The sequence below is a fragment of the Glaciecola sp. 33A genome (genome assembly GCF_002836745.1).
Classification (GTDB): domain Bacteria; phylum Pseudomonadota; class Gammaproteobacteria; order Enterobacterales; family Alteromonadaceae; genus Glaciecola.
Genome location: NZ_PJAR01000034.1, coordinates 1 through 14,640 on the forward strand (window position 1 = coordinate 1; position 14,640 = coordinate 14,640).

A 14,640-nucleotide genomic window follows, 5' to 3' on the forward strand; every position below is an offset into this window, starting at 1 on the left:
AAATTTGTTTTTAACCGAAACCGCCGATAAAACCAATTTAAATCCTGCTAAAACTTCCTGTTCAACTTTCGTCCGAACGTTTTTTCGGATGTCTCCGTTGAAGAGAGGGCGCATAATAGAGGTATCTGAAATATGTTCAAGTCTTTTTCTAAAATAAATCGAAAAATTCACGGATCAATACTTCATGTGCTTTAAATCTACCCACATCGAGTGAAATACGAACAATTAGCAATAAATATCCCAGTCAATGAACACAGTACTAGCAAATGTGACATAAAACCGTCATATTATATGCGCCTTTTACATAACGTTAACAAAAATAAGAGAAGGAAAGGTTATGGTATCCGTTAAAACGCCACTATTATTCGTGGCTTCAGTCATCTTGGCTGTGATTGGCTTTTATGTCGCAGGTCTAATATTTGGAGAAGGATCAACAAGTATTGAAAAGTCGATGTTTGCAGTTGGGGTCATTCTCAACGCTGTTTTAATTTTTATATTAAGCAGCATGACAAAATCTAATGCGTCTGCAGCATCAACTTCAGTGACTAGTTCAGCTATATCGAATGATGATGAACATGATGATGATCATGATGATGAATCTGATGAAGACGTTTCCACTTTATACGTAGGTAATCTGCCATATCGTGCTAACGAACAAATAGTAAAAGAACATTTTGAAACGTTCGGTTATGTTAGGTCGGTAAGACTAATGAAAGATAAACGAACTGGAAAAAGAAAGGGATTTGGATTTGTCGAAGTTTCTGCACAACAAGCTGATTCAATGATCGACAAGTTAAATGATTCGGAGTTCCAAGAGAGAACCATAAAGGTTAGACCCGCTAAGGATAAAGTGGCTTAAACTTATCGTTCTTTCGACTATATAAAAGCCCGCTATTCAGCGGGCTTTTCATTTGAGGAAAAGGATGGTTTGTCTATATTTAGACTATCTAATAGTTTTGCATTAAATGCATGGAATCTATTGATCGCACTCAGAATATCAGGCACTTGAACATCTTTCATTTCATTCACCAAACTATTGATAACCGACTTAAAATCATCTTGCGAGCCTAATTTCTGTGCAGCTTGATTCATACCGTCTAAGACTTTATTTAGATATTGGGCAACTGCTTTAGGCGCCTTCAAATCTAAACTTGGAGTTTCAGAATATTGCTGTACCTCACCATACTTTTGAATCTTTTGTGAACTTTCGACTTTAGTTAACTGCAACGCAAAACTAGACAACTCTTTGTTATCAAATCCAATTTCAAGTGCTTTGTTGTATGCTTTTTCGATATCGCCATAGTAAAAGGTGTTAACAACATCATCAGCTTGTGCGACGAGATCACCGATCGCTCTGAGTTCAGCCTCATCGAGGTCGCCCTTTATTTGCAAAGAGAAACTGGTTGTCTGTTGATAGATACTGCTGGCTTGTAAGCTACCATTACTTTCCATAAAACTTTCTTTTACCGTGCTTTCACGCACGCCAAAACGAACCTGAACCTCGTCACCGTCTCGAGTGTGCACCGAAAATTCACTCAATTCTGCTTTCTGTAAGGATAAAGAATCACTTGCCATTTTATCGCTTTTTTCTATTTTATCAAAAATACTGGTTTCTAGCTTTTGAATTCCATCAAAAATCGATGCCTTACTTTTGACAATTCCTTGCTTAACTTCTTTGCTGGAATTTGGCCCCAATTCGTCTTCGGCTACTTTAATACCTTTTAACACGCCATAGCGAGCTTGTTCAAATAGTGAACTGAGCTTATCATCAGGTACGCCATCATCTGATGCTTTTTTAATAACGTTACCAACAAAACTCAGAACATTACGCGCAACCTCTTCAAAATCAAAGAGCGGCATTTTAACCTTTTGCTCATCTTCTTTATTTTTGGCGGATACATCAGCTGTTCTACCCTCAATCGTCAAGGTCTGACTAATAGACATACCTAAGACACGCGCAGCCACCGTTCGATTATCCGAAATACCTTGATTTTCACTTACAAAAGATTGCTGAAGCTCTTTGGCTTGCATCAACCCATTTTGTTGTAGTTGTTTGTTAAGTACAACTTCAGGTCGAACCATCGTTGATTGGTCTGACTGTGTAATCTTAATTTCACTTAAATTCATTACCAATACCTCTTTAGCCTCAACATTCTTATCGGCACGCAAAAATAAAACCTTTAGCTTTAACTTGGTAAATTTTTAAAAAACTTTACAATCAGGCTCTACAATAAATATTTAGGTAATACATGTCGCACCAACTAGCCGAAAAATATCAACAACAACTTGATGAAAAAACCAATAGAGTCATCAACTTGCTCTCTTCATTTTACCAATCAGATATTGATATTTACGCCTCTCAACCAACACATTTCAGAATGAGAGCAGAATTTCGGATTTGGCACGATGGCTCCGATACCTACCACATTATGTTTGATAAAGTGAATAAAGAACAATATCGAGTTGACCAATTAGACGCGGCTAGCGAAATCATTAACAAAGGTATGGCCTTAATGACCGCTGCGTTTAAGGGAAATGAAATACTCAGAAAAAAACTTTTTCAGGTTGACTACTTGAGTACACTCACTGAAGAACTATTAATTACATTGGTTTATCACAAAGCACTAGATCAGGCTTGGGAAGACGAAATAAAACAGCTGGCAGCGACACTCCCTAGCTATTTAAAAATCAGTTTTATTGGTCGCTCTAAGAAACAAAAAGTAATGTTGAACAACGACTTTGTTATTGAAGAACTATTTATAAACAAAAGAACATACCAATTCAAACAAATTGAAAATAGCTTTACTCAGCCTAACGCCAGAGTCAATTGTAATATGATTGAATGGTCGATGGCTCAAGTGAGTGACCAAAATAGAGATTTACTTGAGTTATATTGTGGCGCTGGTAATTTCTCAGTTCCTCTGGCTAGTTGTTTTAACAACGTCTTAGCAACCGAAATATCAAAAACATCGGTCAACGCTGCGCAGTGTAATATTGAAATGAATAAAATAGACAATCTCACTATTGTGCGACTCTCAAGTGAAGAATTTGTTGAAGCGATGTCCGGCGTCAGAGCGTTTCGTCGCTTAAGCGATATTGATTTGACCAAATATGATTTTTCGACTGTGCTAGTTGATCCTCCTCGTGCCGGTATTGATCACAAAACACTCGATCTTATTCAGCAATTCGATAACATTATCTATATTTCATGCAACCCGCTTACGCTTGCAGAAAATTTAGAGACCTTATGTTTAACCCATGATATTAAACGTGCGGCGGTGTTTGATCAGTTTCCATTCACTGACCATATAGAAAGTGGTGTGTATTTGGAGCGTCGACTATGAAGGTTTAATGCTGCAGATTTCAACGTGAAGCGTATTTTACGGCCCCAAGTTGCACAAATCGAAGTTGAAGTTTAACCCGTTTTGCAGTTTCAGCAACACATGGCTTGTCCGAATCAAGGGCCTCGGCCCCAGCACTGAACACGAGCTTAACCATGGCCTCGGCCTGCATGGTAGCGATACTTCTGGGTAGTTTTAATTGTAATACAATATAGTCACTCAGCTCCTCAATAAAGTGCTGTATTTCCCGGGCAACGGCAGCTCGAAAGGCCCCAGAAGTGCCTGTATGCTCGCGCAACAATAAACGGAATACGTTCTTATTGTCCGTAATAAACTCCATAAATGTATCAACAGAAATGTCGATTACGCCGCCACCAGCTTCAATGCGCTGCCTAGCTTGTCGCATGAGTTGGCGCAATGCTAAGCCGGCCTCATCAACCAATGTTAAGCCTAATTCATTAATATCAGTGAAGTGCCCATAAAAAGAAGTTGGTGCTATTCCGGCTTCACGCGCTACTTCACGCAGGCTCATTGCAGATAAACTTTTATCTTCGTTTAATAAACTAAACGCGGCATCAACTATGCGTTGTCTTGTTTGCAGTTTTTGTTCTTGTCTATTCATATATAACTAGAATACATCAAAAAATGTAATTTTAAGAACTTTATTTCTTGCCAAGTAAGCCAACAAAAGTTAAGTTGGCTTACAGTTGTAAGTTCAAATTTAAAGGTATCTCTTGAAAAAACCGCCCCTCATAATTACCAACGTTTTAATTTTTAGTATCCTGACGCTAATTGCATTGGTAGGGACCCCCGTTTGGGCACTAACCTACGGTTTCGATTGGTTCGAAGTTGGCGCTGCCATTTTCTTATTCTATTTTACTGGCATGTCGATTACTGCTGGTTATCATCGTCTTTGGTCACACAAAACGTATAGCGCTCATCCTGTTGTCCAATTTATTTTGGCCGTTGGCGGTGCCATGACGGTGCAAAACAGTATTTTACATTGGTCATCTGATCATCGGGTGCACCATAAACACGTTGATGTTAATGATTCGGACCCCTACTCAGCAAAAAGAGGTTTTTGGTTTTCTCATATAGGTTGGATGTTGCGCGAATATCAAGCCACGCATTATGCAGACTACAGCAATTGCAAAGACCTGCAGAAAGAAAAGATAGTTACGTGGCAACACAATTATTACCTCCCCATTGTGTTAGTGTCGAACGTCGGTATTACGGCTTTATTGGGTTGGTTGAATGGTGACATTTTAGGCATGATGCTATTAGCTGGTGTTACTAGAATTGTGTTGGTGCATCATGTTACGTTTTTCATAAATTCTTTGGCGCACATGTGGGGTTCGCGACCTTTCACTGATAAAAATTCAGCCAGGGATAATGGTATTTTAGCTTTCTTTACCTTCGGAGAGGGTTACCATAATTTCCATCATATATTCGAATATGACTATAGAAATGGGGTGAAATGGTGGCAGTTTGATCCAACCAAATGGATGATCAAGGGCTTATCATTTTTAAAGCTAACAACCAATCTTAGAACGTGTACTGAAGAACGCATTGAAAAAGCTAAACTAGAAATGCAGCTAAAATATGCGCAAGATAAGGCAATACACTTGCCAAACGCTGAAGAAATTGTTGCCAAAATTCAACATGAATATGACGTTTTGATGCATCGCATGGTCGAATATTATGCGACTAAGAAGCGCTTGGTAAATATGAAGAAGAAAAATTTAAAGGCCACATATGAGCGTTTAGAACTTGATTTCAAATATAAAGAGTTGAAGCAGACACTCGCTGTTCAAAAGCAAAAGTGGCGAACAATATATTCCTTTTACCTAGAGCCTCAATCGGCGTAATTGATAAGTTTGATAAGAAAGGATGCTTCGGCATCCTTTCTTTTGATTTCTGAATCATTAATACCTTATCTCTCAGCCTATCGTTAGCCTTATATGCCAAAGAGAACAAGCCAGCACTAAGCCTTTTTTTGTAATACCAGCATCATTGATAGCCTGCTAACAGCACAATTGAGCTTTTTACGAGTACAACATTGGCAAAGCCATATATCTTCGTCCTTGAATTAATCTTTTACTGGTAAATATAGGCAAAAAAAAACCCCCAATTTGGAGGTTTTTTTTATACAATAAGAACACGTTTTTAGTTTTTAGCTAAATATGCGTCTCTGTGTGCCACAACATCAATCGACATTGTTTTAGGATTAAAAGTCATAGTAGCTATTGCTCTATCACTTACATCGCTGGCTTTTTGAATTACAGCTTCTTCAGCTCGTACGAAGACTAAATTTGATGCTATTTGTTTACTCATACATTCGCTATTTACTTCAAATGTAGTTTTATCCATGCAATTGAACAACTTAGCTTCACCGGACTTTGCGTTCGCAGACATTGCAATCGCAGAAACTGTTATTAACATGATGATTTTTAAATACTTCATATCAGTTCTCGGTGAATTAACAGTGTACTGAGTATATGCATTTATAACCTACAATTCAAGTAAAACCATACAAGTATTACAATTATATTACAGTTAAACGACAGAATCATGAAATATTAGTCTTTTTACGCTATTAGTAGACTATTTAATATAATAAACAGACCACAGCATCGAGATATTAATGTTATCCCCCGATTAAAAACTGCTTTTAGGTATTGTCAGAGACAACTTTGTCACCTTTATGCGACAGTAAATACACTTTCAGATGGTTGAATGGCATGGACCTTATACACAGGTAACCTTATGCCTGATCTGTTCCTGGTTTTTTATAGTTGCTTGAGTATAAATATAATGAATTATATCAGCGTTAACGCGTCAACTATCTTAAATGCCGTCCCCATCACCAAATTCATGTAAACCACACTCACGCTTTAAGCCAAAGAACCGAGTATCTTGCTCTGTCATGCCGTCTTTCAAAGCAGCAGTCGTGTGCCAATCACCAATGGATACAAACCCTTTTTCCCACAGAGGATTGTATGGTAATTGATTCACTTTAAGATACTCATGCAACTGCTTGTTTGATTGATCAAGAATGGGATGAAATTTAAATTGCTTGCTTTGCTTTTGTAAAACCTTCAGTTTGCCACGCGAATCGGATTGGTCTCTACGCAAGCCTGCGAACCAAGTTTTGACTTCAAGCTCATCAATTGCGCGCTTCATTGGTTCGACTTTATTCAATTTATTGTATGTTTCAATACCTTCTACGCCTTGTTCCCAGAGTTTTCCATGCCGAGCTTCTTGCCAGCCTGAGCTCAATTTAGCACTATACACGTGTAAATTAAGGTTTAACCGCGTCGTCATTTCATCGATGAAGGTATACGTTTCTGGGAATAGGTAACCGGTGTCAGTAAGTACCACCGGAATACCCGGTGCAACCTCATTTAGTAAGTGCAGCATCACCGCTGATTGTGCACCAAAGCTAGATGACACCATGTGGTTGCTGGGTAAATTATCTAACGCCCACTCTACCCGCTTTATTAACGACATAGCTTCAAGTGTGTGATTTAACTCAGTGATGAACGTCGTATCAAGATTAAAATTCAGATTGCCTTCAGGCTTTATTTGCTGTGCTAAGTTAGTCATAAAAGTCCTTAGCCGAATCGACGACAGGCGCGATGATGCCCGCTCTAATCACATAATCACCAAACGACTCTTTTTTATTTCTTTCTGTAGACCAACGGCCAATTAACCCATCCAAAAGGCTCATAATTTCAGTGTCGGTGATGTTTTCTTTAAACATCCGAGGAATTCTGGTGCCTTGACGATCACCTCCAATATGGAAGTTATATTTACCCGGCCCTTTACCTACTAAACCAACTTCAGCCAACATTGCCCGACAACAACCATTCGGGCAGCCGGTTATTCTATAAATGATGCTTTCGTCCTGCATGCCATGTTTTGCAAGTAAGCCTTCAATTTCGGTAACTGCGGCAGGTAAATAACGCTCAGCTTCAGCCATAGCCAGTGGACAAGTAGGCAAAGACACGCAAGCCATTGAGTCTTTTCGCTGATTCGATACGCTTGCTTGCATTAAACCATGCGCAATGGCTAGGGCTTCTATTGTTGCTTTCTGTTCCGCAGATACACCAGCGATAATTAAATTTTGATTAGCAGTTAGCCTAAAATCACCTTTATGTATTTTTGCAATTTCAGCACAGCCTGTCTTTAGTGTTTTACCTGGGTAATCTAAAATTCGCCCGTTTTCAATGAATAGCGTTAAGTGATGCTTACCATCGATGCCGTCAACCCATCCAAAACGATCCCCACGGCTAGTAAACTCATATGCCTTGCTTGGTTCAAATTTCAAGCCCGCACGGCGCTCTACTTCCGCTTTAAAGTTTTCAACCCCAACGCGTTCAATCGTATATTTGGTTTTTGCATTTTTGCGGTTAACTCGGTTACCCCAATCGCGCTGGGTTGATAACACGGCTTCGGCAACATCTAGTGTTTTATCCAGCGTAATAAAACCAAAATCATCCGCTTTACGCGGAAACGTTGTATGATCGCCGTGGGTCATTGCCAAACCACCACCTACAAGCACGTTGAAGCCAATAAGTTCGCCCTTCTCTGCAATAGCAACGAAGTTCAAATCGTTAGCGTGCACATCCACATCATTTTGAGGCGGTATAACAACGGTTGTTTTAAATTTACGCGGCAGATAGTTTTTACCCAAGATAGGTTCATCTTCTTGGGTTGATTCCACCTTTTCACCGTTTAGCCAAATTTCAGCGTAGGCATTGGTCTTAGGCAATAAATGCTCACTGATTTTAGTCGCCCAATCCCAAGCTTGTTTATGTACTTGTGATTCAACTGGGTTTGATGTGCACAGTACGTTGCGGTTAACATCTCCGGCTGTTGCAATAGAATCAATACCCGCTTTGTGCAGGGTTTGATGCATCAATTTCATATTTGGCTTTAGCACGCCATGAAACTGAAAAGTTTGACGAGTTGTTAAGCGAATACTGCCGTACATCGTGTAGTCACCTGCAAACTTATCAATAACCAACCATTGCTCAGGTTTAATAACACCGCCTGGTAATCGAGCTCTCAACATCACGTTATGCAAAGGCTCTAGCCTTTGCTTAATTCGCTCCGCACGAATATCACGATCATCTTGTTGGTACATTCCATGAAAGCGAATGAGTTGGAAATTGTCTGCTGTAAATCCACCCGTTACATCGTCTTTCAAATCATCGGTAATCGTACCGCGAAGTAAACGACTCTGACCTTTTAATCGCTCGTTATCAGACAGTTTACCTTCAACTTTGAACTTGCTGTCATCACTCATTAATAAACATCCTTCTGATAACGCTTTAATTTACGTAAATTTGTTAGGTATTCTTTTGCTTGCGTAGCCGTTTTATCGCCGTGTTCGGCAACTAAGGCCAAGAGTGTTGATTCGACATCTTTGGCCATTCTTAAAGCGTCACCACAAATGTAGACGTGCGCGCCTTGTTCTAGCCATTCAAATACTTCTTTACCATTTTCTTTTAATCTGTCTTGCACATAAATTTTAGTCGCTTGATCACGCGAAAACGCTAGACTTATCTTGCTTAACAATCCTGACTTTAAGTAGCGCTGCCATTCAGTTTGATAAAGAAAATCCTGCGTGAAATTAGGATTACCGAAAAACAACCAGTTTTTGCCTTCGGCTTCTGTCACATCTCTTTCTTGCAAGAAAGCTCTAAATGGCGCGATACCTGTGCCGGGGCCGATCATGATAATTGGCGTGTTTGGATCAGTTGGCAGCCTAAAGTTATCATTGCTCTCAACGTAAACATTCAGATTGTCGCCTTCTTCCAAACGAGTTGAAAGAAACCCTGACGCACCGCCCTGATGAGTATATCCGTTAGCTTCGTATTCAACATGAGCGACCGTTATGTGCACCTCATCTTCGACTTCTGCTTGGCTTGAGGCAATTGAATAGAGTCTTGGCACAATAGGCCTAAGCGCGTCAACTAACGCTTGAGCAGCTATTTTTGCTGGGTATTTTTCAACAATATCGACAATTTGAGAGACTGATAAGTACTCCCTTAGTGCGGCCTTATCAGCCATCAACGTAGCCAATTCTGCATGGCCCGTGGTGACTTGATACGATTTCACAAAGCCTGGATAACTTAAGGTTAATTCTAATTTATTGATCAGAGCATCTAGCAACGTAAACTCCAAATCTGCCACCATTACTTTATCCTCAGCGCTTGTTGATGTCGCCAATAGTAAACGCCGTGCGACGGCTTCATCATTGCTAAACCAAACACCTAAAGCATCACCTGGCTTATAAACAATACCGCTGTCTTCTAAAGAAATTTCAATATGACGAATGTCTTTGACTGAATCACGTCCCGTTATCTTCAAGCCTGCACTTAAATTAGCGACAAACGGGTTTTTCTTGCTGTAAAGAGATTCAGCGACCGCGTTGGCAGCCGGTGTTAAGTTAATTATTTGTGCGGTTACCACTGGCGTCAGCTCGTCTTTCAACTTAGCATTTAACGATGTGGTCCAGTCAGCCACAGCAGAGTCGTAGTCGACGTCACAATCTAGCCTTTCAACTAGCGCCGTAGCGCCAAGCGTAAGCAAACGAGTTTCGAAGTCTTTGCCAGTTTGGCAGAAAAATTCGTAACTCGTATCTCCTAATCCCACGACAGCGAATTTCAGATTAGGTAATTTAGGGGCTTTTTTACTGGCCAAAAATTCAAATAAGTCTACGGCATCATCAGGCGCATCACCCTCACCGTGAGTACTCACAATAACAACAAGATGAGTTTCATTTTTCAACTGTCGTGGTTTGTAGTCAGCCATGCTTACCACATTTGCTTGATAACCTTGTTCAAGTGCAGAGGCTTTGTAGTTGTTAGCAACGCCTTTTGAATTACCGGTTTGCGAGCCATATAGGATCGTCAACGTGGACGCGGAAGCGGAAGCGGCATGATTCGCTGTTTCAATTGAGGTTGGCATTGGCAGTGCGCTTGCTGAACCGACTAAGCCAGCTAAAAAGCCGCTTGCCCAGATAAGCTGTTCTTTACTTAAAGATGAGGCGGCACTTGAAAGCAACTGAAGTTGCTGTTCTGTTAGTGCTGAAAAACTGTTATTGCCGTTATTTGATGTCATTTATCGTTAACCTTAGCTAGTACACGGCTAAGGTTAACGATTTTCAATCATAACTTGAAAGAATTAAATCAGATTTTTTATTACTTTTTGGACTATAAAAAAAGCATATTAAGTGGTCTTTTTTAAAAATCGAATTCTAGCCCTACAAATACACCTGAAAACTCTAGGTTTGAATAGAGGTTGTCTACGTCTTCAAGCTCTATTTTCATTGCTCTATAACCCGCTTGCAACGTCATATCTAACGCTAGTGATTCCACGAAACTGTAGGTTACTGCTGCTTGAAAGTCAGAGGCAGTATTATCGTCGATTGCTAAAAAACTACCTTCTGCATACAAGCCTAAGCCAGTGAAAGGTAAGCCAAGTTCAATTTTTGCGTAACCCATTGGGATAACACCAGAGAAATCTTCCGACGTCATCCTATTACCATTGGCCTCAGAAACCAGAATAGTGCCGTCGACATACTTACCATTAATACCAACATCAATACTAACTAGGTCATTATCAAGAATCTCATAGTATAAAATGAAATCAGTGGCTATCATTTCAAAATCAGTATTTAGGTTTGTAGTGGCACCATACAAGGTATCGTTAAATTCGAATTCTGTCGCAAGTGTCGTAACACCTGTCGTGTCCAACATTGTTCTGCTTATTTTAATATTTGGTATAATTGGCACCGGATGTTCTAGTGCTATATAAAAAGAGCCATTTGTTTTATCATCAAAAGTGAAGTCAGTAAGCGACGATTCTTGATTCGAAAAACCACCCTCTGCGCCCATATTCCACGCCTGCGCTCCAACATAAGCGCCTAGTAACGTATCAGCCTGCACCGGGGCAACGACTGTTGCAGCGAGTAAAGCACAAGCCAAAAGTGACTTTTTCATATTTTATCCTTGATTTAGTAGTTCTGATAATTCGATTAAAGCAGCATTCGCCCTTGAAATATAGTTCGCCATTACTAACGAGTGATTAGCTAACATACCAAAGCCGTCTCCATTTAGTATAACGGGCGTATACACAGTTTCTTGAGTCGCTTCTAATTCACGAATAATTTGACGCAAACTAATGGTTGCATTTTTATTTTCTAAAACATCTCTAAAATCAACTTCTACTGCCTTCAAAAAATGCAACAGAGCCCAACTTGCCCCGCGCGCTTCATAAAAATTATCATCTAACTTAAACCAACTGGTCTTGTTTCTAACAACAGGGCTTTGCGGCGTTGACTGCCTCGCCTCTGGGTCACCGGCCAGTTCCGTGTTAATGACATCGGAACCGACGCTGGCACTTAATTTTTGTGACAAACTTCCGAGCCTTTTTTCAACCTGCTTTAACCAATCACGCAAATTATCCGCTCTAGCGTAAAACTGGGTATTGACACTGTCAATATTGCCAAGTTCAGCTTGATATAAATAGAGTTGCTCGATGGCTTTTTCATATCGAGATTCAGAGGAAGGTAAGATCCAACGATTGCTATCATTATTATAATAAGGTTGTGCCTGCACCAATTGTGGACTTTCAATCGACTGCGACTGAGAGCGACTAAAATCTTTGCGCATCGAAAGCGCGAGGTCTCGACTCATTTCTAAAACGCCGAATTCCCAGGCAGGGATATTGTCCATGAAAATGCCCGGTGGCAGCACATCGTTAGTAATGTATCCGCCGTTTTTGTACAGCATCATCTCAGTGACTTTAATCAGTGTAGATGTTGTTGTGTAGCTCGTCACCATTTGATGACCCTTCTGGGCAGCCATGTCTTGTGCATTCTGGCGCACGTTAAATGTGTCTGGCGCAAAACTCCACCAAAAACCAAGCAACACAAACAACAGTACGATAATGGAGATGCCCGCAGAAACTGTTTTAGTCGAAAAAAACTGTGTCATAAATATCCTTTGACGTTTGTTAACCTGAGCCGAAACACCGACAGCCGATTAATTAAACGGCTGAAAATAAAAACTAGGCCCCTAGAGCGTGTAGTGTACAAGCGTACCTACTTGTATCGCAACAAAAGGATTGCTAAAACATAAGCTAATGCAGTTGGAAAAGTTAAAAATATCATACTTACGATAGCACCAACTCTAACCCATAGCGGGTCGATATCTAGGTATTTTGCCAAGCCAGCACAAACCCCAGAAATAATAGCGCGGTTGGCATCTCTGAATAGCCTTTTATTATTGATCACTGTTTTCATTGTAAGTACCTATTTTATCTGTGATTTATTTGTGCTGCAAAATATTAAGAACAACGCTGGCGCGGGTTTTCTTAGCTGCTTTTACGTCAGCTTTGGCCGGATGTAATTAACTTGAAATGCTCAAGGCATATGACAACCGTTGCGCTACCTATGTAAAATAGAATAGGCGTAACTAGCAAACCGATAAGGTTAATGTGACTTAACATAACTCTCTCCTTGGTAAACAAAAAATAGCGAAGCAACTAATCGGAAGATTTGTCTTCGCTATTTTTGGTAACAATTAATTGTGTAGACTTCGCATTCGCTGTTGTGCCGGCGATGTCGGTAATTGTTACTTGCGTTGCCGGAGCAGATGGGTCAACAACCTTTGCAAAAGTTAAGTTATAAGCTGAAGTCAAAATCGATTTCTGAACTTCTTGATTAATTTCTGTTTTTGCAGTGTTCATTGCTTGGTTAACCATGTTTGATAAAACCTTATTAACCTGCAATTCATTTGCTTGTACTGAACCCGTTAACGCGATAGCAGCAACGAATAAAGTAATTAGACCTGTTTTTTTCATGGACATGATATTTTCCTCAAAATGTAAAAATTATTGGCTACGTATACGGCTACGGAACCTTAAGTTAAGTGCCTTTACGGCAACGACACTTAGCTATAGCGATTGTTGTGCCAACTTTTAAGGAATATAATTTATTGTTTAATATCATATGTTTAATGAATTTTCATGCAATAGTGCAGACAATTCACAGGTGTAATGAAGTGATGACTGGTTAAATTAACCAGCCGAGTTGGTAAAATTAACCAAATATTAAGCTTATGTGTTTACGTTATTAAGAAAGCTAAGAAATAAGTGTATTAACTTTCTATTTTGCTCTCTCTAAACTCGCGTGCTTTGGTTTGTGCTTGCAGTACTTGTTCATAAGCATGTAGCAAAAGATCGGTGGAAACGTTTTTCTGTGTGCCATTTTGACTTAAGTAACGACGCCAAATGCGACCACCGGCTTGTCCTTGAAACAAACCTAATACGTGTCTTGCAATGTGCCAAACTTTTGAACCTTGTGCAACTTGGTCTTTGATGTAGGCCGTCATTTTTGCTACCACCGCTTCTCTTGTTATAGCGACGCCTGTATCGCCATAAAGTAAAGAGTCAACATTGCTTAAGATGTACGGATTTGAATAAATTTCACGCCCCATCATAACGCCATCAATCAGTTGCAAATGTTGTTGCGAATCTTCCAGCGTGGTTATTCCGCCATTAATGGAAATTTGCAACTGGGAGAACTCATTTTTTAAATCATAAACTCGCTGATAATTTAATGGCGGAATATCTCGGTTTTCTTTTGGACTCAAGCCTTGCAACCAAGCTTTTCGGGCATGAACAATAAAATGCTCGCATCCACTCTCAGCGACAACAGAGACAAAACGACTCAAACCTTCATAGTCATCCATATCATCTATACCAATACGGCATTTAACTGTGACCGGAATAGAAATAGCGGATTGCATTGCCGAAACGCATTCAGCAACCGTTTCAGGCATTGCCATTAAACAAGCTCCGAAACTACCGTTTTTAACACGATCTGAAGGGCAACCAACATTAATATTCACCTCGTCGTAACCGCGCTGCTCGGCAATAGCAGCACAATGGGCCATTGCTTCGGGGTCGCTACCACCTAACTGCAGTATCACGGGGTGTTCTTGTTTGTTATAGCCTAAATAATCACCCTTGCCATGAATGATCGCTCCAGTGGTCACCATTTCGGTATACAAAACGGCATGTTTTGATAGTAAACGAAGGAAGAATCGACAATGGCGATCGGTCCAATCAAGCATGGGGGCGACGGAGAGACGATGATTTAGCAGGTTAGTGGTGTTATTCAATGTAAACTCATGTTGTATATAATATTTTCAAACTAAATGTTTGCCGCGACATTTCTTCCTTTAATTCCTTATCGTGACGCTCTTGCTGTCCGATTTTGTCA

Annotated in this window: 14 protein-coding genes; 3 read left to right on the forward strand and 11 right to left on the reverse strand. The window is 40.1% G+C overall.

Features of this window, described 5'->3' with window-relative positions; genetic code table 11:
- Positions 1–337: 337 nt before the first annotated feature.
- Positions 338–859, forward strand: a complete 522-nt coding sequence (locus tag CXF81_RS06190; RefSeq protein ID WP_101180498.1) for an RNA-binding protein — start codon at positions 338–340, stop codon at positions 857–859.
- A gap of 32 nt (positions 860–891) precedes the next feature.
- Here CXF81_RS06190 and CXF81_RS06195 read toward each other — a convergent pair whose 3' ends face one another.
- A complete protein-coding gene (locus CXF81_RS06195) occupies positions 892–2,127 on the reverse strand; it encodes a DUF5610 domain-containing protein (protein ID WP_198556334.1) in 1,236 nt (411 codons plus the stop codon).
- Between the two features lie 122 nt (positions 2,128–2,249).
- On the opposite strand from CXF81_RS06195, the gene trmA reads away from it, so the two are divergent.
- Entirely contained in the window at positions 2,250–3,344 is a 1,095-nt protein-coding gene (gene trmA / locus CXF81_RS06200) for a tRNA (uridine(54)-C5)-methyltransferase TrmA (protein WP_101180500.1), read from the forward strand.
- A 19-nt stretch (positions 3,345–3,363) separates the two neighbouring features.
- Here the strand turns inward: trmA and fabR are convergent, their stop codons facing one another.
- Positions 3,364–3,963 carry an HTH-type transcriptional repressor FabR gene (gene fabR, locus CXF81_RS06205; RefSeq protein ID WP_101180501.1) on the reverse strand — a complete coding sequence of 200 codons (600 nt, stop codon included), beginning with the start codon at positions 3,961–3,963 and terminating at the stop codon, positions 3,364–3,366.
- Between the two features lie 112 nt (positions 3,964–4,075).
- On the opposite strand from fabR, the gene CXF81_RS06210 reads away from it, so the two are divergent.
- On the forward strand, positions 4,076–5,209 hold the full coding sequence (locus CXF81_RS06210; protein ID WP_101180502.1) for a fatty acid desaturase: 1,134 nt from the start codon (positions 4,076–4,078) through the stop codon (positions 5,207–5,209).
- A gap of 298 nt (positions 5,210–5,507) precedes the next feature.
- Here CXF81_RS06210 and CXF81_RS06215 read toward each other — a convergent pair whose 3' ends face one another.
- The 9 genes from CXF81_RS06215 to dusA all read right to left on the reverse strand — a co-directional run bounded on the left by CXF81_RS06215 (position 5,508) and on the right by dusA (position 14,539).
- On the reverse strand, positions 5,508–5,804 hold the full coding sequence (locus tag CXF81_RS06215; protein ID WP_101180503.1) for a pyridine nucleotide transhydrogenase: 297 nt from the start codon (positions 5,802–5,804) through the stop codon (positions 5,508–5,510).
- A gap of 384 nt (positions 5,805–6,188) precedes the next feature.
- Positions 6,189–6,947 carry a phosphoadenylyl-sulfate reductase gene (locus tag CXF81_RS06220; protein ID WP_101180504.1) on the reverse strand — a complete coding sequence of 253 codons (759 nt, stop codon included), beginning with the start codon at positions 6,945–6,947 and terminating at the stop codon, positions 6,189–6,191.
- A complete protein-coding gene (cysI, locus tag CXF81_RS06225; RefSeq protein ID WP_101180505.1) occupies positions 6,940–8,652 on the reverse strand; it encodes an assimilatory sulfite reductase (NADPH) hemoprotein subunit in 1,713 nt (570 codons plus the stop codon). The genes CXF81_RS06220 and cysI overlap by 8 nt, the downstream gene beginning before the upstream one ends.
- Positions 8,652–10,472 carry an assimilatory sulfite reductase (NADPH) flavoprotein subunit gene (locus tag CXF81_RS06230; protein WP_101180506.1) on the reverse strand — a complete coding sequence of 607 codons (1,821 nt, stop codon included), beginning with the start codon at positions 10,470–10,472 and terminating at the stop codon, positions 8,652–8,654. The genes cysI and CXF81_RS06230 overlap by 1 nt, the downstream gene beginning before the upstream one ends.
- A gap of 122 nt (positions 10,473–10,594) precedes the next feature.
- Entirely contained in the window at positions 10,595–11,353 is a 759-nt protein-coding gene (locus CXF81_RS06235) for a TIGR04219 family outer membrane beta-barrel protein (RefSeq protein ID WP_101180507.1), read from the reverse strand.
- A 3-nt stretch (positions 11,354–11,356) separates the two neighbouring features.
- On the reverse strand, positions 11,357–12,349 hold the full coding sequence (locus tag CXF81_RS06240) for a DUF2333 family protein (protein WP_101180508.1): 993 nt from the start codon (positions 12,347–12,349) through the stop codon (positions 11,357–11,359).
- Between the two features lie 107 nt (positions 12,350–12,456).
- On the reverse strand, positions 12,457–12,657 hold the full coding sequence (locus CXF81_RS06245; RefSeq protein ID WP_101180509.1) for a PspC domain-containing protein: 201 nt from the start codon (positions 12,655–12,657) through the stop codon (positions 12,457–12,459).
- Between the two features lie 242 nt (positions 12,658–12,899).
- Positions 12,900–13,223 carry a hypothetical protein gene (locus tag CXF81_RS06250; protein WP_101180510.1) on the reverse strand — a complete coding sequence of 108 codons (324 nt, stop codon included), beginning with the start codon at positions 13,221–13,223 and terminating at the stop codon, positions 12,900–12,902.
- A gap of 290 nt (positions 13,224–13,513) precedes the next feature.
- The gene (gene dusA, locus CXF81_RS06255) at positions 13,514–14,539 is read right to left on the reverse strand and encodes a tRNA dihydrouridine(20/20a) synthase DusA (protein WP_101180511.1); all 1,026 of its coding nucleotides are present in this window, start codon (positions 14,537–14,539) and stop codon (positions 13,514–13,516) included.
- Between the last annotated feature and the right edge of the window lie 101 nt (positions 14,540–14,640).

Excerpts from the sequence above, each read along its gene's own strand:
- CXF81_RS06190 (WP_101180498.1), top strand. The coding sequence starts at position 338 with ATGGTATCCGTTAAAACGCCACTATTATTCGTGGCTTCAGTCATCTTG.
- CXF81_RS06195 (WP_198556334.1), bottom strand. The coding sequence starts at position 2,127 with ATGAATTTAAGTGAAATTAAGATTACACAGTCAGACCAATCAACGATG.
- trmA (WP_101180500.1), top strand. The coding sequence starts at position 2,250 with ATGTCGCACCAACTAGCCGAAAAATATCAACAACAACTTGATGAAAAA.
- fabR (WP_101180501.1), bottom strand. The coding sequence starts at position 3,963 with ATGAATAGACAAGAACAAAAACTGCAAACAAGACAACGCATAGTTGAT.
- CXF81_RS06215 (WP_101180503.1), bottom strand. The coding sequence starts at position 5,804 with ATGAAGTATTTAAAAATCATCATGTTAATAACAGTTTCTGCGATTGCA.
- CXF81_RS06220 (WP_101180504.1), bottom strand. The coding sequence starts at position 6,947 with ATGACTAACTTAGCACAGCAAATAAAGCCTGAAGGCAATCTGAATTTT.
- cysI (WP_101180505.1), bottom strand. The coding sequence starts at position 8,652 with ATGAGTGATGACAGCAAGTTCAAAGTTGAAGGTAAACTGTCTGATAAC.
- CXF81_RS06230 (WP_101180506.1), bottom strand. The coding sequence starts at position 10,472 with ATGACATCAAATAACGGCAATAACAGTTTTTCAGCACTAACAGAACAG.
- CXF81_RS06235 (WP_101180507.1), bottom strand. The coding sequence starts at position 11,353 with ATGAAAAAGTCACTTTTGGCTTGTGCTTTACTCGCTGCAACAGTCGTT.
- CXF81_RS06240 (WP_101180508.1), bottom strand. The coding sequence starts at position 12,349 with ATGACACAGTTTTTTTCGACTAAAACAGTTTCTGCGGGCATCTCCATT.
- CXF81_RS06245 (WP_101180509.1), bottom strand. The coding sequence starts at position 12,657 with ATGAAAACAGTGATCAATAATAAAAGGCTATTCAGAGATGCCAACCGC.
- CXF81_RS06250 (WP_101180510.1), bottom strand. The coding sequence starts at position 13,223 with ATGTCCATGAAAAAAACAGGTCTAATTACTTTATTCGTTGCTGCTATC.